This window comes from Mesorhizobium sp. WSM4306, from assembly GCF_007003975.1.
GTDB lineage: Bacteria > Pseudomonadota > Alphaproteobacteria > Rhizobiales > Rhizobiaceae > Mesorhizobium.
The window spans coordinates 167,270-187,522 of the sequence record NZ_VFTC01000002.1 but is presented as its reverse complement, the minus strand read 5'-3'; the positions used below and the strand labels follow the sequence as shown (position 1 = coordinate 187,522).

Genomic DNA, 20,253 nt, shown 5'->3' with positions numbered 1-20,253 from the left:
GTTAGTCGCTGAGATAAATCTCCAGATTGCCTGACTTGATCCGCTTGTTTCCCTTGGCTGTGACCGCCGTTCGGCCCAGTGCCCGCAGGTCGGCAGCCAGCAATTCCGCCGCCTCCTCATCGGCTTCGACGGCAGGGTTGAAGCGTACTTCGTTTGCGCCTTCCTTGACACGCTCCTCGCCGGGTATGTTCCAGCCGAGCTGCTGCATCCGGCTGCTGATCTCGATGGCCGCGTTGCGGGTCAATCCGGTGAATTGAAGGTAGACGGTCTGCGTCCACTTCTTGCCGTAGCCGATATTCGTCTCAAGCCGCGCGAGGTGTTCGCGCGTTTGCGCCCCTATCTCAGTCGAGCCGGCCGCGGCGCGCGATTCGAGCACCGCGACCGCATCACGCGCGGTGGCCTTCAGGTCAACCGCCTGCGCATTGTCCCAAGTGCTGGCCGGCACCTGGGACAGGACGAAAAGCAGGTTAAGCCGACCGGTGGCGCTCAACTTCTGCACGGACGTGTCTTGCGCCATTGCGAGCAGCGCGGAAATCACCTTCTGTTGCTCGGACCACACCATTGCGCCGTCACGCAGGGCAGAGACGAGTTCTTGCGCAACTTCCTTGCGCTGCGGCGCGTCCGGGGCGTCGAGCAATCCAACTCTGCTCGCCATGACGTCGCCAATGGTCTCGCCAATGACCGGAAGCCTGTTTCGGTCGGTCGACTCGATGATTTCGGCGAAACGCAAGCCGGTGAGGCTCTCGATCTCGGCGACGGGAACGCGATAGGTCTCGGGGTCGAAGCTGCGAACCAGATCGACCTTCTCAATCGTACCCGGCTTGAACTGTGAGATCAGGAACGCGTCGACGACATAACTGCTTGGCCCGGCGCTTTGGGAATAGTTCGGAGTGGCGGAAACGACGACTTTCCAGAAAGCGCGAGGGATGCTGACGCCATTGAAGACGGGATCGTCGGTGGCGAAAACCGGTCCGGTGAAGATCGTGACCTGGCGCGCGTCCGGATTGTGTTTGGTCAGGGTCCATCGATCCAGCGCGGCCCAGATACCTTGGTTGAAGGTATCGAACTGCGGCGTGATGTTGGTGAAAACATACAACGAGTCATTGAGGATCTGTGCCGCCGTGTTTGGAACTGCCGGAAGCACCTGCCCCCAAGAAATTTCGGAACGCCACGCAAGATGCCCGACGTCGAAGGCCGGGTTGACAAACCAGGCCGGAAGCAACTGAACCTCGCGTGGAATGCGCGGATCCGGCTTTGACGGATAGCTGGGAAAGGGACGGCCCGGCAACACGCGCAGCTGATCGCGATCCAGATTGACCGCACTGTAGAAGGCCATGCGCCGCTGCTGGTTTAGCACGATGCTGTAGTTGAGATAGTTGAGGGAACGACCGCCATCGAACGCCAACGGTCTGTTGGTTTCGGACAGGGCAGGCAGCGCCACATCCACGCCAAGAAACCCGCTTTTGTAGCCCTCCAGGATCGACGGATCGGAGAACACGTCGACCACCGCGTCGGGTTTGATCAGTTCGGCGATTGCCTCCGGCAATTCGGAACGTTGAAGTTCGCCGGATTGCAGTTGCTTGCGGATAACTTCGATAGCGGCATCGAGCACAACCTGCTGCTTTTGCAATTCGGCGAAGCGTTTGCTGAGCGCCTCGGTATCTGCCTTCGCCTGCTCCGCCAGCTTTTCTGCATTCAGACGGGCTTCGTCGCTCGCTTTTGCCGCGGCTTCAGCGGCTCGCCGCTGCGCCTCGGCCTCGGCCCTTTGTTCCTCCGCGCGGTTTTTCTGCTCCTGGGTTAATGCCAAGGCAGCAGCATCGGCACGCTTTTGTTCTTCCAGCGCCAGTTTGGCGGCGGCGTCGGCGCGCGCCTTTTCCTCCTGGGCGAGCGTGTAGTTCTGCTCAGCGCGGATCATTTGCTCCTTTGCTAACTTGGCTTGCGCCGTTGCTGTCCTGGCTTGCAGGATTGCGATCCCCGCAAGCACGGCAAGGAGTATCGCGACCACGGCAAGGGCGGTTATCCAGGTGTTCTTTGATTTGCGCTCTTCCCGCTCGCTGGCGGCCACGAGCGCCGCAATGTCGCGATCCTCCTGGCTGTACTGCTTTGCATCCTCGAGCGCCGCACCCTTCAGAAGGTAGCCTTTGGCTTCGTCATTGTAGCGCCACTGGCGCGCCAGCGCGCCCAGTCGGATGATCTGCCGGCTGCGCTCGAGGTCGGATTGCGACTCGGTTTTTGCTGACGGTTCGGCTGCCCCCTTGGGCATCTCGGCGACCGGTCGATAGTCGGCAAGACGCGGCGAGACGACATCCATCTCGGCGTCGCTGCTGGCGAGCAGATGCGTAAACCAATAGTCCAGCATGTCCTGCGCGGAGCGACGCTGGTTGGGATCTTCGATGAAGGCTCCAGCCTGCGCCGCAGCCTCGACGAAATCTCGAATCGCCGTTTCGTGACTGTCTTTGTCGCTGCTCCCTGCGCGTGGTTGCCCTGCGAGCGCGTCATAAGCCGACTTCAGGGCATCGAACGATTTGAAAGGTTCGCTCATCACTTCACCAGACCTGCGAGGATAGCCTTGATCGGCGTGCCGATCTCGACCAGCGTTGTGCATTCCGACCTGAGATCCTTGTCGGCATGGAAGAAGCGCAGCCGCACCTGGGCGCGAAAGTTGTCGAAGATCTCCTGTAGCGGAGCAATATCGTCGCTCGTCAGCACACCTGCCTTGGTGAGTTTGCCGTCCAATGCGCTGAGCTGATCGCCTATGCCATCGGCGTAGCCGCGCACACGCCCGGCCCAGATTTGCTCGCTTTCCGCACCCGAAAGCACATCATACTGTGATCGCACGGGCGGCCACAGCTTGGCGAAATCCTTCAGCACATTGATCGGTGGCAAGGTGAAAACACGGCCGAGTGTCCACAAATTGTCGTCCGCTTCCTGCCAGAGCTGATGCTCGGCAACCCTGGCGGTCAACATGGTATGGACGGCGCGAACCTGATCGGCACTCTTGGCCAGATTCGGAGCCGTCGGGCCGGCCGCCGCGCTGACCGTGCTGAGCGTGTCGACCAGCGAGGGCAGGGGCAGTGCGCGGGCGGTCGCAAAGATCACATTGTTGATCTGCGTCGGCTCGCTCTCGAGGATGCGCTGCACGATTCCGAGCGATATCTTGACCTTTGGTTCGTCCAGCGCGTCCAATGCGGTCTGCAGCATGTCGGCAGCCTTGCCTAGCTTGCCGATCCACTGTTCCTGTACGCGCTTGTTTGTATCGACGGATAATTGCTGGATCGAGGTCACCATGCTGGGCTGAGTGACCTGCAACCGATCCTGAAAATCCCGCAGCATTCCAACCTTCGTTTTGTCGCCCGCTGCCACGAAATCCGCCGCCTCCTGCAGGCTCTCGTATCGCCGCAGCTGGAGCTGATGAAGATCGTCGTGCAGTCCCTTGTGGACCTGAAGCACGATGACGTCGCCGTCTACCGCTCCGAGAGACTCGCGCGAGGCCGTTATTGCCTGGAGTATCTCTTGAGTTCCCAGCAAGGCATGGGCCTCGAACAGCGCCTTCACGATCGTGCTCACGGCCTCCCTGGTGGTGGGGCGCGCGTCGGCGACGGCAGGCACCGTCTTTTGGACCAGATCGCGAAACGGCTGGTCGCTCTTGCGCGCGTCGACGGCAAAAGCAAGAAACGATGTCATCACCCCATCGATATCCGCCTGCTTGAGGCAGGCCATCGCGATGGTTCGGGTTGGATCAGTTCGCGATGCCACCTCGGCGATCTTGTTGTCGCCCACGCATTTGAACAGGATGTAGCCCAGCGTTTCGAAATCGAAGCGATCGCCGATCGCTTTGGCCAAAAGCTCCAATTGGGTCGGTGTGAGCGCTGCCAAGACTACACCTTCACGGATCCGCACCCAGACACGCGCCAAGCTTCTTCTTCTCGACGATATCCGCGCGGATCAGTTCGGCAGGCACACCCTGGTTGAAAACCGGCGGCCCTTCGACCGGATCACCCAAATGATGCAGTGCCACCAGCTGCCAATCCATGTTGAAACAGGGCGAACCGGAAGAGCCGGATTCCGTGTTGGTATGGTAGCGCAAACGCAGCCCCCTGCCGACCCGGCCTATGACGGAATCGGTGTCCAGGGCCAGCTTCATCGGCGCGGCAAGCGGATGCTGCGCGATGATCAGCGGGCTACCCGCTGGCATTTCGATCTCATCTCCCGGCAGTTCCACCCAGCCACGCTGGCTTCCCAGCGGCTTGGCAAGATGCAACAGCGCGTAGTCGAGCTGGTCTCCCGTCGGTGGCGGCTCATCGGGCGAAGGCGTAAGCTCGGCATCGCTGGCGGGGCTGAACGCCATAACGCCCTTGTCGCCGAGCACAATCCTGACGCCTTCCTGCACCGATCCGTCCGGCAGCACGAGGAAGTCGAACCGGCACGAGATCTTCTGCCAGCTTTTCGGATCGAGAACCTTGCGGACGACATGCCAGTTGGTCATCACGGTCGATGGCCCGACAAGGAAACCCGTGCCTGCCCCGTTCTTGCCGATCTCGATGCGGCACACACGCCTTTCGGCGTTCGTCAATCCGTCCAGCCATTCGCGCACTTCGATCATGTTGAGATGCGGTCGAACATTGCGTTGCAGGCCCGGAGCAGCCGCGATCGCGGTCGCGCTTTCATCGTCGACTCCGGCACGCTGCAAGCTTAGTGCCGGCCCGGCGCCGGGATCGAGTTTTACCGCCGCCGGAACCAGGCCGGCGAAGATCGCAACAAGATCCTTCCTGTCGGGCTTGCGCTGAAGGATGTCGGCAAGGAACCGGGCGAGAGAGCCATCCTTGTCCAATTGGATGAGCAATTCCCTGATTGTCTTCTTAAGCGGCAACCCCTTGCCGACATATTCCTCGTAGAGTTGGTCTCCCGTAACGACATGGACGATGACCTCGAGCTCGAAGTCGTTCACGGCGCCGGCAACTTCCGTCGTGAGTTTCTCAAGCCCTGGGCCGCTAAGTCCGCTCATCCGCACCTTGTCCATCGTTGCCCGCCGAGCGGTCGTTGCGCTCGTGTCTTCTGCGGCATGCCGCAGCTTACAAATCTTCCGCCGCCACCAGTTCCACACCTTCCGCCTTGCTCAGTTCGTGCAGTGTTTCATATTGAAGACCGCCAAGACCTTTTTCCGTCAGCACATTTTCGACCACGTGGCCCCAGTTTGCCCGTTCTCCACCCCAGAAGCCGCCATAGTGCAGGCCGGTGACGAGCGGCAGCGTGTCGATCCCCATCACGACCGAGCCGGAATTTCCACCCAGCGTCGATGCATCGTGGCTTACCGTCCTAATGCCCTCCGAACTGTTCATGACCTCGCCGGGCGCAAGGCGCTTGTAGCCCCACAATTTGTTGAACAGCAGCTTCAGAACACGGTCGGTCTCCGTTACGGTTCCGAGGATGTCGTCGCTGCCCGGCTTGGCCGGATAGCCGATGATGATGATCTCGGTTTGCGGATTGGCCAGTTGCTCACCGAGACCGACTTTCAGCGGCATCTGCTCTGCTGCTGCGCTGCCGCCCAGCCGGAAGACCGCAAGATCGAGCAGGGTGTGATTAAGACCAGTATTGGGGATTGGCGTTGCGCCGCAAAAGACCAGTTCGATGATTGGTCGTCGGTTGCGTGATTTTGCGCCATTGAGTTCATGGCCGAAATCAACATGAGGCTCGCGGCCCGGCATAATGGCCCCGCCCGACTCGAAATCGACGAACAGCTGCGCAACATGACGGTTGGTGACCAGCAGGTCCTTTCCGATCAGCCAGCCCGTTCCCGCGAATGGCGCGCCGGGATGAACCATGTCGATGCGGCCGACACTGCCCAACACTTTCCTGATGTCGGACAACCGCGTGACGTCGGTGAGCAAGTCGGTCCACGATCCGGACGGGCTCGAATCCTTGACGATGTCATCATCGCGAATGATGAATGCGGGCCGCGAACCGTCGGTGCGCACAACCACTTCCAGGCCGGCGGCGACTTGCCTGGGACTGGCGGTGGTGGTCGACGTTTTGCCCCCTATCAGTTCGAGACCCTCCCGGCCATTGCGCAGAGCCCGTTCGGCCCCCTCGACCAGTTTCGCGTCGTCCCCAAGCTCGCGCGCGATAAACTCACGCAGGAAGTCCCTCGACACTTCCCAACGCGCAAGCAAGGCTTCGGGGGACAGCACGGCATCGCCGCCGCCCTCCGCCGAAGCGCCTGCACTTTCCATCGACTCCAAGCCGACCCCCGGCCGCGCTTTCACAAGTCGGCGCGCGAACGTTGACCGCAATCTCTCGACAGCGTCCTGATCATATCTGGCCATAGAAACTCCCGCCCCAAGCTAGGCTCGTCGAATGGCCCGTACCAGAACAGAAAGCACCAGACGGAAATCAGAATTTACCCGTCGGATACAGACGTCGCCATTCTTGAGATATTCTAAAACTGTATTGCCGCCGACTTCTGGTCGCTGGCGTTTTTCTTAAGCTCTCACTTTTATTCTATATAGCTCCAGTCCTAAAATAGATCATAATCAAACTGCGCTTAACTACATCATATCATACGAGAATTCCCAACTTTGACAAGTACGTGATTCGACGATATACTTCCATCATAGGTATTTTTTGATTGAGCCGGACGATACCGGCGCCGCCAACCGACTTTGGTGGTGTTTTGGATATTTTGTTGTAGCGCAGTTATTTCGCCGACGGGGGGCCGTTCAGGCACAGGGGGGAAGAAAATGGCAAAGATCGTACTTGATCCAGGACATGGTGGAACCGCCAAGCTTGGCGGCTCAAGCCCGAACAATGCAGTCGGTCAGGGCGGAATGCTCGAGAAGACCGTCACGCTCGATATCGGCCTGCGCGCGGAAAAGCTGCTGACGGCTAAGGGCCATACGGTCAAGCTCACGCGCAAGGCCGACAACAATGTCGGACTTGCCGACCGTGCGGCGGTTGCCAAGGCGATCGCCGCGCCGGTCTTTGTCTCCATCCATCTCAACGGCTTCAACAAGACCACGCAGGGAACGGAAACCCTGTGCGACACGTTGCACAGTTCGCTGTCGGCGGACCTGTGCCGCGCGGTGCAGAAGCGGATGGTTGCGGCGACCGGTCATACCGACCGCAACAAAGGTCACCCCGGTGGGGTGAAACGGCAGCCGCTCGGCGTGCTCAAGCCTAGTTCGCATCACCCCAAGACGGCCTGCTGCCTTGTCGAAATCAGCTTTATGGATGTCGCGGCCGAAGAGGCCAAATTGAAGACCAATGCCTATCGCGACAAGATCGCCAAGGCGCTGGCCGATGGCATCTCTGATTATCTCGCTGCCGGTTCGATCGAAGCGGTCGCTGCAAAGGGAAGTTTCGAGGACGGCTTCCAGGCCGGCGGCGGCAAAGCCACGGCATTGCCCAAGGCAGCAAGCGTCGCCGCGAAGAAAGCGTCCACTGCCACCAAGGGCGCGAAGAAGGCCGCCGCTCCACGACGGTGAGGGGATGCTGCGGGGAGAAGCGCTGCGCATCTCCCCGTGCCAGTGCGGCTGTATTACATCGCGCTGTAGCAGGCGCTCAGCCGCATCGCCGATGACGGCAGCGAGGCAGTTTTCGCCGCTTGTGAGCGGCGCATGCGCGATCTCGAAGTGCAAAAGGTGCTGATGCAGGGAAATGGTGGGCGATGCAGGGATTGAACCTGCGACCCCACCCGTGTGAAGGGTGTGCTCTCCCGCTGAGCTAATCGCCCGCTCGTTGCCCGAAGGCCAAGCGAGCCGCGATATAAGGGAGGCGGGGTTGTGAAGTCAAGGCGATGTCGCGGGCATTCCAGCGCGGATTCGAATGCTGCCCGCGTGGACCGCCACGCTCACCCTCCGCTCAGCCGCTTGCTGCTGCAATCAGCCGTTCCGCCAGGTCGAGCGTCAGGGCGTCGAAATGCGAAATAACGGCCGACGGCTCGAATTCGCGCACATGGCGGTCGGTGTAGCCGAAATCGACGGCGACCACCGGAATGCCGGCGGCCTTGGCGGTGTCGATGTCGGTCTGCGAATCGCCGACCATCAGCGCATGGTGCGGATCGCCGCCGGCGAGCCTGATGGTCTCGGTCAGATGGCGCGGATCGGGCTTGCGGAAGGCGAACGTGTCCTGGCCGGCGATCGCGGCGAAATGCTCTGTCAGGCCGAGCGCCTCGATCAGCGCCACCGAATTCGTCTCATATTTGTTGGTACAGATGGCAAGCAAATAGCCGGCCTTCTCGAAGCGGGCGATCGCTTCGACCACGCCGGGGTAGGGGCGCGACTTGCCGGGAATGTTGAGCGTGTAGTGGTCGAGAAACAGCTTCAGCAGCCGATCATGCTCCTCGACGCCAAGCGATTTCTGCTGCGCGATATGCGCGCGCTCGATCATCACTCGCCCGCCCTGGCCGACAAACCGCCGGAAGCCGGCTTCGTCGACAGCTGTAAGCTCGCTGGCGGCGAGGCTGTGATTGAGGCTGTCGAGCAGGTCCGGCGCCGTATCGACCAGCGTCCCGTCGAGGTCGAACACGATGATCGGTCTGGTCATGGCCTGTCCTGTGGCTGATGCATTGCAGGCAGGCGATAGCGTCTGTGCCTCATTCAGGCAAGCAGGCGGACAGCCAAAGTCTTTGACCCAGCGGGCAAAAGTGCTAGGAGCGCGCAATCAGAAAAATCACAATCAAGCCAAAACCTCCGGGGCAAGCATGGATGCGAGGCAGTTGAAGGTCGAGGCCGCGCGGGCAGCACTTGTCCATGTCAGCGACGGCATGCGGCTCGGCATCGGCACCGGCACCACGGCGGAAGAGTTCGTGCGGCTTCTGGCCGAGAAGGTCGCCACCGGCATGACCGTCATCGGCGTGCCGACCTCGGAGCGCACCGCGGCCCTCTGCCGCGAACTCGGCGTGCCGCTGTCGACGCTGGAGGAAACGCCCGAGCTCGATCTCACCGTGGACGGCGCCGACGAGGTCGATCCGGCACTGACGCTGATCAAGGGCGGCGGCGGCGCCCTGCTGCGGGAGAAGATCGTTGCGGCGGCCTCCGGGCGCATGATCGTCATTGCCGACAAGTCGAAAATGGTCGAGACGCTCGGCCGCTTTCCGCTGCCGATCGAAGTCAATCAATTCGGCCTGCGCGCCACCGAAATCGCGGTTTCGGCAGCGGCCAAAAGTCTCGGCCTTTCCGGCCCAGTTACATTGAGGATGACGGGGGGCCAGCCTTTTGTTACAGACGGCGGCCATTTTATCCTCGATGCATCTTTTGGCCGCATTCCGGATACAAGAGCGCTTTCGAATGCTCTCCATGCCATCCCCGGTGTGGTCGAGCATGGTCTTTTCATCGGGCTGGCGTCAGCGGCCATCATCGCCGGTGGCGACGGCATCCAAACCGTCCATGCCGCCCGAAAACCAGGGAGTTCTACCGACCATGATGTTGCATAAACGGGTTCGCCAATTCTCCGCCATCGTGGCGGCTTCGGCTGTCTTGGCGTTTTCCGCGCCGGCGTTTGCGCAGGATGTCACCGAATCGCATCTGAAAGCGGCGCGCGCTGCGGTCGCTGCCATCCATGCGACCGACCCGTTCGACAACATCCTGCCGCAGGCGGCTGCCTCGCTGGAGCAGCAGCTTATCCAGAAGAACCCCGACATGCAGGAGCTGATCGGCAAGACCATCAGCGAGAAGGCGCTGGCGCTGGCCTCACGCCGTGCCGACCTGGAGAAGGAAGCGGCACTGGCCTATGCCAAGGTGTTCTCCGAAAAGGACCTCACCGACATCGCTGCCTTCTACAATTCCGAGGCTGGCAAGAAGCTGCTCGACAGTGGCCCGGCGGTGACGCGCGATTTGGTCAAGGCAGCCGACATCTGGCAGAACGGCCTGGCGCGCGATCTCGCCCAGCAGGTCGGCGAGACGCTGGCAGCCGCCGCGAAGGCCAAGGCTCCCGCGGCACCCGCCGATGGCGCTGCCCCGGCTGATGGTGCCGCCCCGGCTGATGGCGCGGCACCTGCTGACGGCGCCGCACCCGCTGACGGCGACCAACCGGAAGCGCCGAAGAACTAAGTCCTCGATTTCGCCATCGGCGTCCTCGCCGCTGGACCAAGAAAGCCCGGTGCAAACCGGGCTTTTCTTTTGGCCTCATGCAGCCTACCTGTCTCAAACATTTCTTGAGGCATGGAGCGTCAGCATGGCCGGTTACGACTACGATCTCTTCGTCATCGGCGGCGGCTCCGGCGGGGTGAGGGCGGCGCGTGTGGCGGCCGCACTCGGCAAGCGCGTCGGCATCGCCGAGGAATACCGCTATGGCGGCACCTGCGTTATCCGCGGCTGCGTGCCGAAGAAGCTCTACGTCTACGCCTCGCAGTTTCCCGAGCATTTCACTGATGCCGCCGGCTATGGCTGGACGGTGCGGGAGGCGAGTTTCGACTGGCCGACGCTGGTCGCCAACAAGGACCGGGAGATCGCCCGGCTGGAGGCTATTTACGAGAAAAACGTGAAAGGCGCAGGCGGCGAGACGTTCCACTCGCGCGCCATGCTGGTCGACCCGCATATCGTGCACCTCTTGGGCGACGACCGCACCGTCACCGCCGACCAGATCCTGATCGCCACCGGCGGACGGCCGGCACCGCATCCAGCACTCCCCGGCCATGAGCATTGCATCTTTTCCAACGAGGTCTTCGACCTCAAGCGGCTGCCGAAAGCGATCATGATCGAGGGCGGCGGCTACATCGCCGTCGAATTCGCCAACATCTTCCATGGCTTGGGGGTCGACACCACGCTGGTCTACCGCGGCAAGGAGATCCTGTCGCGCTTCGACATGGACCTGCGGCGCATGCTGCACGAGACCATGGAAAAGAAGGGGATAAAGATCCTCTGCCACGCCGTGTCGGAATGGGTGCGCAAGCGTCCGGATGGGCGGCTGGACGCGCTGGTCACCGGCGGCAAGGTGTTGACGGTCGACCAGGTCATGCTCGCCATCGGCCGCATCCCCAACACCGAGAATATGGGCCTGGAAGGCATCGGCATCGAGCTCGGCAAGACCGGCGCCATCGTTGTCGACCAGTATTCCCGCACCAACATCGACAACATCTGGGCGATCGGCGATGTCACCAACCGTGTGCAGTTGACGCCGGTGGCGATCCACGAGGCGATGTGCTTCATCGAGACCGCGTTCAAGGGAAACCCGACGGCGCCCGACCACGACACGATCCCGACCGCCGTGTTTTCACAGCCGGAGATCGGCACTGTCGGCCTGTCCGAGGACGATGCCGTCAAGCGCTACTCCGACATCGAGATCTACCGCGCCACGTTCCGGCCGATGCGGCACACGCTGTCGGGCCGCGACGAAAAGATGCTGACGAAGCTGGTGGTCGACGGCACCACGCGAAAAGTGCTCGGCGCGCACATTCTGGGACCGGATGCCGGTGAGATGGCGCAACTCCTGGGTATTCCGCTGAAGGCCGGCGTCACCAAGGACGATTTCGACCGCACCATGGCCGTCCATCCGACGGCGGCAGAGGAACTGGTCACCATGTACAAGCCGACCTACCGGGTGAAAGACGGCGTGCGGATCGATTGACGCCCGGCATCATTCATCGAGGTGTGATCTATGCCCGCAACCGCCGCGCCGCTTGATCACGACTTTGGCCGGCGATGTCCTGAAGCTGCTTTAAGCGCTGCGCAGCGGTGGTCGGACGGTGATCCGCCCGGAGCCGGCGGCCTTGAAGAAGTTTCTGCATTCGGCTGGCTCGAACAGGCGGCAGATATCGCCGAGAGCTTGGCAGAGTGCGTCGAAGGTTCTGGCCGCCTTCTTTCGCAGCCGCGCCTTGAGTTTTGAGTAGGCCATCTCGATCGGGTTGAGATCAGGTGAGTAGGGCGGCAGGAACAGCAGCCAAGCGCCCCTTTGGCGAACCAGTTGCGCGGCGCGCTCGTTCTTGTGGAAGCCGACATTGTCGAGGATGACGACATCGCCGGGCGACAGTTCGGGGGCGAGTTGCGAGACTGTGGTCGACCGCCGTCGTTGCCGCACTGTTGCGGCTCGGCAAGAGCTTGGTGTGGTTGCTATTTTTGCTTCAGCCGGCGCGAGAAGCGCAGCCATTTGTCTTCGACCGGTCGCGGCTGCGTAAGGATGGTGGTGAGTTCGCGCGGCAGGTTCGGAGCAAGCGGCTTCTTGGTGGCGACACCGTCGGCGATCGCAACCACGCTGTGGTAGAATTCCTCGCCCGTGGCTGATCGTGGCGCAATCGCCTCGTGCATGATGCTGATCACCGTGACATCGGGACAGTTGTCCTTGATCGCCTGGTGGAAGGCGATCTTGCCATCCGGATCGAGTGCGCCGGTCGCTTCGTCGAGAAACAGAAGCCCAGGCTGCTGCAGCACGATGCGAGCCACCACCAGCTTCTGCTTCTGGCCGCCAGAAAGCATCTGATCCCAGATCTTTCCCTCGCGGCTTTCGTCGGCCATGTGTTCGATGAAATCGCCAAGGCCGGCCTTGTGCAAGGCAGACGCCACCTGCGCATCGCCATAGTCCTTCTCGGAGCCGGGCAGGCACACCAGCTGCTTCAGTGACACCTGCTGCAGCTTGACCTCCTGGGCGGCATAGAAACTCTTCACGCCGTCGGGGAAGACGATGGTGCCACGGCCATAGGGCCACAGTCCGTTGATCGCCTTGATCAGCGAAGTCTTGCCGCAGCCGGACTCGCCCTTGAGGAACGTCCACTCGCCACGCCGGAAGCGCAGATTGGCAGCGCTCAGGAACGGCGTGGCATCTTCGCCCTGATGCGCCAGTTCGAGCTTCTGGATAGTCAGGCCGAAGACCGGGTTCTGGCTGGCATAGTGGAAGTCGGAGCGGCCGGTCTGGCTGTAGAACTCCTGCGGCTGCTGGACGTTCTCGATGGCGTTCGCCAATTCGGTGACGCGCTGGCTGTTGGCGCGCAAGGTCGCGATGTCGGGCATCACGCGGATGAGCCAGGAACACTGGCCGATCAGCTGATTGATCATCTCGGCGCCGGTCACGTAGCCTTTGAGGTCAAGTTTGTTGTGAATAAAGGAAACCAGACCGGGCGCATAAGCGACGATGCGAAAGCCCATGAAATTGTGGACGGCCTCGAATGAGTCGTAAGAGACGTTGACGATATTCAACCGTGCCCAGGTCCGATCGATGTCGCCATAGAGTCGGTTGTTCACCGTCTTCTGCACGTCTTCTGCGCCTGACGCGGCGACGTGGAAACTGCGGCGAAGAAAGGTCGTCAATTCGCCGCGATAGCTGCCCTCGGCCTGCTGCAGCCGCACATTCAGCCGCTCCAGTACTCTTCCAAGCCTTACCGCGATCCAGGTGTTGAACGGCACGTAGGTGGCGATGGCGAGCAGCGCGAGGACAGCGCTGCCATAGCTTCCGAGGAAGTCCAGCCCCGCCACCTCCACGGAGGTCTCGATGAGATTCTCGCCGATAAAATAGAGTGACGTGGCAACGCCAAGCACGCCCATGGCGAGGCCGATCGCGCCGCCTGTCATGCCTTTAATCGATTCCTGGATACGTTGGTCGATATTGTCCGGCGCGGGGCCTCCGCTGCCGGCCGAACCATGCTGGGCATGGAAATGGCTATGATTGCCATCGAGCAGCGCTTGATTGAACTGGCTGTTCAGCCAACCGCGCCATTTGCGGTGCAAAGTCTTTGACACCAGGCTTCTCGCACCAACGAGGCCGGCATCCTTGAGCACAAACAGGACCACGACGAGCCCCGCATCAGTCAGCAGCGTCCTGAGTGGCGCGGTGTTGGCGGCGTCATGATAGTAATTGATCGAGTAGGTCAATTCCCCGATCATCAGGGCCAACCAGACCCCGGCTTTGCTGAGCAGTGTTGTGAGGGCTGCGATGACGATGGTGAGGGTCCAAGCTTCCTTCCACCGGTCCGAGAACCAGTAGGCCCGCATCAGTCCCCAGAAGGTCCGCATCGACGATACTGGCGTCAGGGGCGACGGGCCAGCGGCGGCGTCGCGGTTCCAAAGTGCCGATATTGAACGTCGCGGTCTGTCGACCTGAATCACAATCCCGCCCAAACCTTTTTTAGTTTTGTTACGGATAGTAACACCAATTGATCATTTTCTATTAATTTTATCGCGGCGAATGTGAGGCAGCCCACGTGCCGTTGCCTTGAGGCAACAGGTGGTGTGTGGAGACAGCTGTCTCCAGGCCAAATATCCCGTTTGGTTTCAATGTTTTGTGAGAACGCTGAGATGTGCGAAAAGCTTCCCTTGGGGAAGCGGGATTCACGGTTTCGTGAACCGATCGACCTTGCCGATTGGCCGGTTTTCCTATCACGGGCTGACGGGAACACCGGAAATTTGCCGTCTGTGATCACTTCGGGTTTACCCGAATCATCCTCTCCCGAAGCCGAGAAGTGCCGGACATGGTCTTGCCGGCGTCATAGCTGTCGATCACCGTTTCGCCGCTGGTGAAGCGGACATGCTCGACCAGGCGCGCCTTTTAGCTGCCGCTCAACAAGATTTGACAATTCATACGCCGCCGGTTGAACCTTGCGCGGCACTGTCGGCACCTTTGCATACCCGGTTCTCCAACAAGGAATCTCCCAATGCTTGCACGCGCAGCCGCCCCAGCAATCCTGTCGCTCTTTGCCTTTCTGTCTCTGGCGCATGCCGGCAACCAGACTATTCCCGCGAGCGCCGAGGGCCAAATCGAGTTCAACACGCCCTCCGGCAACATCGGCTGCATCTACACACCGAAGGGTGGCACCAGCACCTACGAGCCGCAGGATGGCGGTCCGGAACTGAGCTGTTCGCGCGTCAAGCCCAGCTACGTCACCGTAATCCTCGGGCCGAACGGGCCGGCGACATTGATCAAGAATCCGGGCGAGCAGGGTTGCTGCAGCGATGTCGCCAAGCTGGCCTATGGCAACAGCTGGAGCAAAGGGCCGTTTACCTGCCAGTCGTCAACCAAGGGACTGACCTGCACAGGTAGCAACGGCCATGGCTTCTTCGTCAGCAAGGCCAAGGTGAACGTGAAGTAGGCTTAGCCCACCTTTTCCAGCTCGCCCTTGGCCTTGGCGGCGGCGACCTGGCGGATGGCGTCGGCCAGCGTGTCGGCGTCCTGCGCGCCCATGACGGCGTATTTGCCTTCGAGCAGGAAGCACGGCACGCCGGTGATGCCCATCCGCGATGCCGTGGCGATTTCGGTGCGCACCGCCTCGACGTCGGCGTCGGTCGGCAGCAGCGTTTCGACCACGGCGGCGTCCATGCCGGCCTCGCGGGCGGCTTCGATCAGCACCGCGTGGTTGCCGATATTGGCGCCTTCCTCGAAATACAATTGGAACAGCCGGCGCACCAAGCGGTTCTGCACGGCTTCGCCGGCTGCCCCGGCCCAGCGGATGACGCGATGCGCGTCCAGCGTGTTGGCTGCGACCTTGATGGCGTCGAAGGCGAAGCTGATCCCCTCGGCTTCGCCAAGCGGCTCAATGCGCGCATGCATCTGGCGGATACGCTCCTCGCTGCCGAACTTGGCCAGCATGTATTCACGCCGGTCCTTGCCGTCTGGCGGAATGGTCGGGTCGAGCTGGAACGGCCGCCAGCGCACATGCACTTCGACCTCGCCGGCAGCGGCGATCGCCTTGTCGAGCCGCTTCTGACCGATGAAGCACCACGGGCAAACGGCGTCGGAAACAACATCAACGGTGATGGAATTGTCTTCGCTCATCTCGATCTCCTGCCGCGAACACATCTTTGAGCATGATCTCTGGACAAAACGGTTTTCCGTTTGTCCGAGAAAACCGGTAACCACTTTTCGGGATCATGCTCAGTTCGCTTTGCGCCACCAGGTCGGCCATTGATAACCGAATATGGGCGTCTTTTTCGGATGGTCCAGATAATTCCAGTAAGCGAGCCATTGCTGCGCGTTGTACTGCATCGGCACCAGGTAGTTGCCGGAGATGAGCAATCGGTCGAGAACGCGCACCGCGGCGACGTAATCCTCCTTGGTCCGCGCTCTCAGCATCGCATCGATCGCCGCGTCCACCGCCGGATCGGCGACGCCGGCCAAGTTGAACGAACCTTCCCTCTTGGCTTCTGAAGAACCCCAGCGAAAGCTCTGCTCTATGCCGGGCGACAGCGAGTTGCTGAAACCGCTCGACCCGATCAGCACCTCGAAATCGAAACGCTGCTTGCGTGACTGGATCTGGTCGGCTTCGAGGCTGCGGATGGTCACCTTAATGCCGATCTTCTCCAGCGTGCGCTGATAGATGGCGGCAAAGCGTTCCTCGTCCTGCGAGGCGGTCAGGATTTCGAAACCGAAAGGGTTTCCCTTGGGATCCTGCAGCACCCCATCCTTCACGGCATAGCCCTGGCTCTTCAGCAGGTCGAAAGCCACCTTCAGCACCTTCCGGTCCTGGCCCGTGCCGTCATTCACCGGCGGTCGCCAGGTGCCGTCCATGACATCGGCCGGCACGCGTCCGGGGTAGGGCGCCAGCAGCGCCTTCTCCCTGTCGCTCGCGGGATGGCCGAGCGCGGACAGTTCGGAATTCTGCCAATAGCTCATCGTGCGTGTGTATTTGCCGCCGAACAGGTTCTTGTTGGCCCATTCGAAGTCGTAGAGCATGCCGAGCGCGCGCCGCACCACCGGATTGGAAAATTTCTCCAGCCTGGTGTTGAAGAGGAACCCGGTCACCACTGGCGGTATGCCGGTGTCGAAGGTTTCGGCGATGACTTCGCCTCGGTGGAAGGCGGGAAAATCGATGTCGCGCTCGCGCTTGATCGGATCGCCCTCATCATAGATGGCGCAGATGCCTTTCTTGAACGCTTCCGTCTTGGCATTGGCGTTGAGGAAGTACTCGATGGTGATCTGGTCGTAATTGTCGAAGCCGCGCTTGGAGGGGAGGTCCTTGCCCCAGTAATTCGGGTTGCGCTTGAAGACGATGCGCTGTCCCGGCTGCACCTTGTCGACAAGATACGGCCCGCTGCCGATCAAGGGTTTCAGTGTCGTCTTGTCGAAAGTGTCCTTGTTGAAGGCGTGCTTCGCGATGATCGGCGTCAGCGCGATGATCAAGGGCGTCTCGCGGTTGGCCTTGTCATTGAATGTAAAGCGCACGCTGTGATCGCCGGTCTTTTCGAGCTTGGCGATCAGGCTCATGCGATCACTGTAGGGCGGGCGGCCCTTGTCAGTGAAGACATCGTAGGTGAACAGCACGTCTTCCGGCGTCACCGGCTCGCCATCGGACCACTTTGCATTTGGGTTGAGGTGAAATTCGATCGACTTTCGCTCGCGATCCATGTCGGCGCTTTCGGCGAGCAGGCCATAGAGGCTGAAGGCCTCGTCATAATTGCGCGTCATCAACGGCTCGAAAACCAGGTTGCCGTAGTTGAGATCCATCATGCCGCGCGCCGTGGTGCGCAGGCTCTTCAGAATGAACGGGTTGAGATTGTCGAAGCTGCCGACGACGCAATAGGTGATGTTGCCGCCCTTCGGCGCATCGGGATTGGCGTAGTCGAAATGGGTGTAGTCGGCCGGCAGCGCCGGCTCGCCCTGCATGGCGATGGCATGTTTCGGCTCCGACATTGCGGGCTGAAGTGAAAAGGCGAGAAACGAGATCGCGGCGATCAGCCAAACAAGAACGCGGCCCATGACCGTCTCCTTACTGGGCGGCTTGATGATTCGGAGTGCACCCTAGCATGGCGCCGCCGCGCTCCGGCCAGATACGTCAGCTCAAATCGCACGACCCAAATGGCACAGCCAAGAATCGCAGGCGCCGGGCTGGATTCGGCTGCCCATGCGGTGTAACACGCGCTCCGAAGTCATCCTGTTGCCTCAATTCGGCAACAGGTAGCTGGACCACGCGGCGCGAAGAAGCCGGTTCCGGGATCATTTGAGAGGAAGTGCACGACATGACGAGCCTGAACAGCAACGCATACCGCCTTTCGGTCATGGCCGCAGGCGTGGTCGGCTTTCTGGGCGCCGGACTTCTCTCTGCTTCGGCACAACAGCAGCAGCAGATTCCGCAGGGCTGGTTCAAGGCCTGCACCAAGCAGGAAGACGTCGACATCTGCAATGTCCAGAACATCGTCACCGCCGGCAATGGCCAGCTGGTGACCGGCGTCAGCCTGATCGAGCTGAAGGGCAAGGTGAACCGCAAGGTGTTCCAGGTAACGGTTCCGACCGGACGCCTGGTGCCTCCCGGCATCGGCCTGCAGATCGACACCGGCAAGGCGCAGAAGCTCGATTATGTCATCTGCTTCCCTGATCGTTGCGTGGCCGAAGTGCCGCTGACCGACACGCTCGTCGCTTCCTTCAAGAAGGGCCAAGCGATCACGCTCACCTCGGTCAACTTCCAGAACCAGCCGAACCCGATCAAGGTTGCCTTGACCGGCTTCAGCGGCGCCTATGACGGCCCGCCGCTCCAGCAGTCCGACATCGAGGACCGGCAGAAGAAGCTTCAGGACTTCGTTGCCAAGAACAACCAGGATTTTGCCAAGAAGCTCAAGGACGAGCAGGACAAGGCCAAGGCCGCCAACTGATCTTGGGATGGCGATCGCGTCGGCCACACGGATAGATAGATCTGCCCTCTGTTCGGCCTATCAGGTATCGTTGCTCCCTAGCCTGGAAATCCGTGTGATCGGCAGGCTCAGTATGCGGCTATCGTCCGGTGCTTGCTGACGTTTACCTACCCACCCGAGGATCGCGGGATTGTGGCTGTCCCGCGCCACTTTCAGGACGAAAGTCCCGTCTGTGACATTGGTGGCTTCAATGGGCAACATTTGCCCGTTCAGATAAAAAAGCGGGTCAACGCGCGTCGTCAATATGTGCGCCAGCGTCTGGACCTGCACCAGATGTTCACCGGCAGGCAATATCAGTTCGACCGACGCAACATCGCTCGACCATCGAAAGGGTACGCCATTGTAGACTTCTGCCGCATAGATCCCGGCGGCGCGCCCGGCATCGACTTCATCTGGCGTCCACAGCGAGCCATCGCCAGCAACCTTTTGCACTTCAGGTGAGGTACGCAGCCGTTTCTCGTGCACCAGTGCGGCGATCGTTTGCCGAAACACTCTGTCGAGTTGCGCGTCCGAACCGAATGCCCGTGCCAGCATCAGCGCGACATGCCGCCAGAGAAGCGTTGCGCGCGCGCTGCCGGTGTCCAGACGGTCTCCCAGCAAGGCCGCGACCCAATGGCGCCGGAGTACCTGCATCATGCCCCCACCGTGCAACCGCGGACGCAATTTCCGCCTCTTCTGGTGCCAGGCGATTTGCAGAATATGCTGCGCCAGATCTTTGCGGCGTTCGCCTCGACTGCTCCATTCGAATGGAATTTCGATCACCGGTTCCTGACGCGGTCCGCCGCGCGCCAGCCAGAGTGCCTCGCCTGCGACGAAATCCTCCGTGAAGTGACGCAGTTCCGGCCATTGCCCAATGTAGTGATGCACAAGTTCGATTTCTGGAACGTAGCCGATGGACAGCCCCAACTTGTGGTAGCGGGCAGCCAACAGCCATTCCGAAAAATGCCCGAAGACAAAGTCAAACCCCGCGGCTTCTTCGTAGGCCTTGCGGCGTGTTGCGAAGCACTGGTCGAGGATCTTGCACCACGAACTCTCCGTCATGCCGTGCTGGATATCAGCCTCGTACATCCGCGCTTCCGAACGTGCCAGTTTGTTGGGTGCGCTGGCATGGGTTCGACACGAGAATCCCGCCCATTCGGGGCGCCTTGAGAAGACATCGAGGCATTGTTCAAGGACGGTGGGCGTCGGCCAGACATGACTTTCGGTGAAGAACAGCAAGTCCGCCCGGGCATGCCGCGCTGCTTCCGCAACTTGTGCGATGTCATGCTTGGCTGACGTCTGAACAAGGCGGTCCTGCGGTGCAAGCAGCTGGCGAATCTCATCCATATCCGCAGCATTGGCATCGTGGGAGGCAACGAGTATGAGTTCGAACGCCGAACCCCTCAGGGTCTGGTCCTGCCGCCATTTACGGATCGCGATGGTTGCCTGGTCGCGATGGAACTCAAGCGGCATCAGAACGGAAATTAGCACATTCGAACCGGGCGGATTCTGTTGCGAACTTTTCCGTAACAAAGAGCGGCGCATGAGATGCCTTCGTTTTCTGGAGGGTCTACGTGTTCAAAGGGCGCCACCGCACTCTGAACGCATCGGGGATCTCCGCACCTTCACGGCCAAATTCAGAGTTTGCAACATAGCCGTCGTCCATGGCGCAGGAACTTCTAGCAGACCAATTGTAGCACTGGGCGCTATTGAAACGGACCACATGTTGTGT

At 60.9% G+C, this 20,253-nt stretch carries 16 protein-coding genes and 1 tRNA gene; 6 read left to right on the top strand and 11 right to left on the bottom strand.

From position 1 onward, the window contains the following. Position 1 precedes the first annotated feature (1 nt). The 4 genes from FJV77_RS04605 to FJV77_RS04590 form a co-directional block, all read right to left on the bottom strand. Positions 2 to 2,542 carry a DNA/RNA non-specific endonuclease gene (locus tag FJV77_RS04605; protein WP_185970193.1) on the bottom strand — a complete coding sequence of 847 codons (2,541 nt, stop codon included), beginning with the start codon at positions 2,540 to 2,542 and terminating at the stop codon, positions 2 to 4. Then, positions 2,542 to 3,915, bottom strand: coding sequence for a hypothetical protein (locus FJV77_RS04600; protein WP_142865676.1), 1,374 nt, complete (start codon positions 3,913 to 3,915; stop codon positions 2,542 to 2,544). Before FJV77_RS04600 ends, FJV77_RS04605 begins: the two co-directional genes overlap by 1 nt. Then, positions 3,887 to 5,005, bottom strand: coding sequence for a serine protease (locus FJV77_RS04595; protein ID WP_185970192.1), 1,119 nt, complete (start codon positions 5,003 to 5,005; stop codon positions 3,887 to 3,889). The genes FJV77_RS04600 and FJV77_RS04595 overlap by 29 nt, the downstream gene beginning before the upstream one ends. A gap of 67 nt (positions 5,006 to 5,072) precedes the next feature. Next, complete coding sequence (locus tag FJV77_RS04590) at positions 5,073 to 6,323, bottom strand: trypsin-like peptidase domain-containing protein (protein ID WP_142865674.1); 1,251 nt, start codon at positions 6,321 to 6,323, stop codon at positions 5,073 to 5,075. Positions 6,324 to 6,737: 414 nt separating this feature from the next. Here FJV77_RS04590 and FJV77_RS04585 point away from each other — a divergent pair, with 414 nt between their 5' ends. Beyond that, positions 6,738 to 7,481 (top strand): N-acetylmuramoyl-L-alanine amidase, encoded by a 744-nt coding sequence (locus tag FJV77_RS04585; RefSeq protein ID WP_142865673.1) that lies wholly within the window; start codon positions 6,738 to 6,740, stop codon positions 7,479 to 7,481. A gap of 173 nt (positions 7,482 to 7,654) precedes the next feature. Here the strand turns inward: FJV77_RS04585 and FJV77_RS04580 are convergent. Then, a tRNA-Val gene (locus FJV77_RS04580) sits at positions 7,655 to 7,729 on the bottom strand. A 128-nt stretch (positions 7,730 to 7,857) separates the two neighbouring features. Then, on the bottom strand, positions 7,858 to 8,541 hold the full coding sequence (locus FJV77_RS04575) for a phosphoglycolate phosphatase (RefSeq protein ID WP_142865672.1): 684 nt from the start codon (positions 8,539 to 8,541) through the stop codon (positions 7,858 to 7,860). A 157-nt stretch (positions 8,542 to 8,698) separates the two neighbouring features. On the opposite strand from FJV77_RS04575, the gene rpiA reads away from it, so the two are divergent. From rpiA to gor, 3 genes are all read left to right on the top strand, one after another. Next, entirely contained in the window at positions 8,699 to 9,430 is a 732-nt protein-coding gene (gene rpiA, locus FJV77_RS04570) for a ribose-5-phosphate isomerase RpiA (protein WP_142865671.1), read from the top strand. Then, complete coding sequence (locus FJV77_RS04565) at positions 9,417 to 10,046, top strand: DUF2059 domain-containing protein (RefSeq protein WP_142865670.1); 630 nt, start codon at positions 9,417 to 9,419, stop codon at positions 10,044 to 10,046. Before rpiA ends, FJV77_RS04565 begins: the two co-directional genes overlap by 14 nt. A 124-nt stretch (positions 10,047 to 10,170) precedes the next feature. Further along, entirely contained in the window at positions 10,171 to 11,562 is a 1,392-nt protein-coding gene (gene gor, locus FJV77_RS04560) for a glutathione-disulfide reductase (protein WP_142865669.1), read from the top strand. 90 nt (positions 11,563 to 11,652) lie between these two features. On the opposite strand, the gene FJV77_RS04555 is transcribed toward gor, so the two are convergent. Together FJV77_RS04555 and FJV77_RS04550 are read right to left on the bottom strand one after the other, a co-directional pair. Further along, the gene (locus FJV77_RS04555; RefSeq protein WP_348643810.1) at positions 11,653 to 12,081 is read right to left on the bottom strand and encodes a transposase; all 429 of its coding nucleotides are present in this window, start codon (positions 12,079 to 12,081) and stop codon (positions 11,653 to 11,655) included. Beyond that, positions 12,045 to 13,937 (bottom strand): ABC transporter ATP-binding protein/permease, encoded by a 1,893-nt coding sequence (locus FJV77_RS04550; RefSeq protein WP_185970190.1) that lies wholly within the window; start codon positions 13,935 to 13,937, stop codon positions 12,045 to 12,047. Before FJV77_RS04550 ends, FJV77_RS04555 begins: the two co-directional genes overlap by 37 nt. Positions 13,938 to 14,575: 638 nt before the next feature. Between FJV77_RS04550 and FJV77_RS04545 the strand changes: the two genes are divergently transcribed. Beyond that, positions 14,576 to 15,010, top strand: a complete 435-nt coding sequence (locus FJV77_RS04545) for a hypothetical protein (RefSeq protein ID WP_142865667.1) — start codon at positions 14,576 to 14,578, stop codon at positions 15,008 to 15,010. A gap of 2 nt (positions 15,011 to 15,012) precedes the next feature. Here FJV77_RS04545 and FJV77_RS04540 read toward each other — a convergent pair whose 3' ends face one another. Further along, a complete protein-coding gene (locus FJV77_RS04540) occupies positions 15,013 to 15,693 on the bottom strand; it encodes a DsbA family protein (RefSeq protein WP_142865666.1) in 681 nt (226 codons plus the stop codon). Between the two features lie 99 nt (positions 15,694 to 15,792). Next, positions 15,793 to 17,613 (bottom strand): extracellular solute-binding protein, encoded by a 1,821-nt coding sequence (locus FJV77_RS04535; RefSeq protein WP_142865665.1) that lies wholly within the window; start codon positions 17,611 to 17,613, stop codon positions 15,793 to 15,795. A 260-nt stretch (positions 17,614 to 17,873) separates the two neighbouring features. Here FJV77_RS04535 and FJV77_RS04530 point away from each other — a divergent pair, with 260 nt between their 5' ends. After that, positions 17,874 to 18,503 (top strand): invasion associated locus B family protein, encoded by a 630-nt coding sequence (locus FJV77_RS04530; RefSeq protein WP_142865664.1) that lies wholly within the window; start codon positions 17,874 to 17,876, stop codon positions 18,501 to 18,503. A 60-nt stretch (positions 18,504 to 18,563) separates the two neighbouring features. Here the strand turns inward: FJV77_RS04530 and FJV77_RS04525 are convergent, their stop codons facing one another. After that, positions 18,564 to 20,066 carry a glycosyltransferase gene (locus FJV77_RS04525; RefSeq protein ID WP_142865663.1) on the bottom strand — a complete coding sequence of 501 codons (1,503 nt, stop codon included), beginning with the start codon at positions 20,064 to 20,066 and terminating at the stop codon, positions 18,564 to 18,566. Positions 20,067 to 20,253: the final 187 nt, after the last annotated feature.

Coding starts and splice junctions, on each gene's coding strand:
- FJV77_RS04605 (WP_185970193.1), bottom strand. CDS start 2,542: ATGAGCGAACCTTTCAAATCGTTCGATGCCCTGAAGTCGGCTTATGAC.
- FJV77_RS04595 (WP_185970192.1), bottom strand. CDS start 5,005: ATGAGCGGACTTAGCGGCCCAGGGCTTGAGAAACTCACGACGGAAGTT.
- FJV77_RS04590 (WP_142865674.1), bottom strand. CDS start 6,323: ATGGCCAGATATGATCAGGACGCTGTCGAGAGATTGCGGTCAACGTTC.
- FJV77_RS04585 (WP_142865673.1), top strand. CDS start 6,738: ATGGCAAAGATCGTACTTGATCCAGGACATGGTGGAACCGCCAAGCTT.
- FJV77_RS04575 (WP_142865672.1), bottom strand. CDS start 8,541: ATGACCAGACCGATCATCGTGTTCGACCTCGACGGGACGCTGGTCGAT.
- rpiA (WP_142865671.1), top strand. CDS start 8,699: ATGGATGCGAGGCAGTTGAAGGTCGAGGCCGCGCGGGCAGCACTTGTC.
- FJV77_RS04565 (WP_142865670.1), top strand. CDS start 9,417: ATGATGTTGCATAAACGGGTTCGCCAATTCTCCGCCATCGTGGCGGCT.
- gor (WP_142865669.1), top strand. CDS start 10,171: ATGGCCGGTTACGACTACGATCTCTTCGTCATCGGCGGCGGCTCCGGC.
- FJV77_RS04555 (WP_348643810.1), bottom strand. CDS start 12,081: ATGGCTGCGCTTCTCGCGCCGGCTGAAGCAAAAATAGCAACCACACCA.
- FJV77_RS04550 (WP_185970190.1), bottom strand. CDS start 13,937: ATGCGGACCTTCTGGGGACTGATGCGGGCCTACTGGTTCTCGGACCGG.
- FJV77_RS04545 (WP_142865667.1), top strand. CDS start 14,576: ATGCTTGCACGCGCAGCCGCCCCAGCAATCCTGTCGCTCTTTGCCTTT.
- FJV77_RS04540 (WP_142865666.1), bottom strand. CDS start 15,693: ATGAGCGAAGACAATTCCATCACCGTTGATGTTGTTTCCGACGCCGTT.
- FJV77_RS04535 (WP_142865665.1), bottom strand. CDS start 17,613: ATGGGCCGCGTTCTTGTTTGGCTGATCGCCGCGATCTCGTTTCTCGCC.
- FJV77_RS04530 (WP_142865664.1), top strand. CDS start 17,874: ATGACGAGCCTGAACAGCAACGCATACCGCCTTTCGGTCATGGCCGCA.
- FJV77_RS04525 (WP_142865663.1), bottom strand. CDS start 20,066: ATGCGCCGCTCTTTGTTACGGAAAAGTTCGCAACAGAATCCGCCCGGT.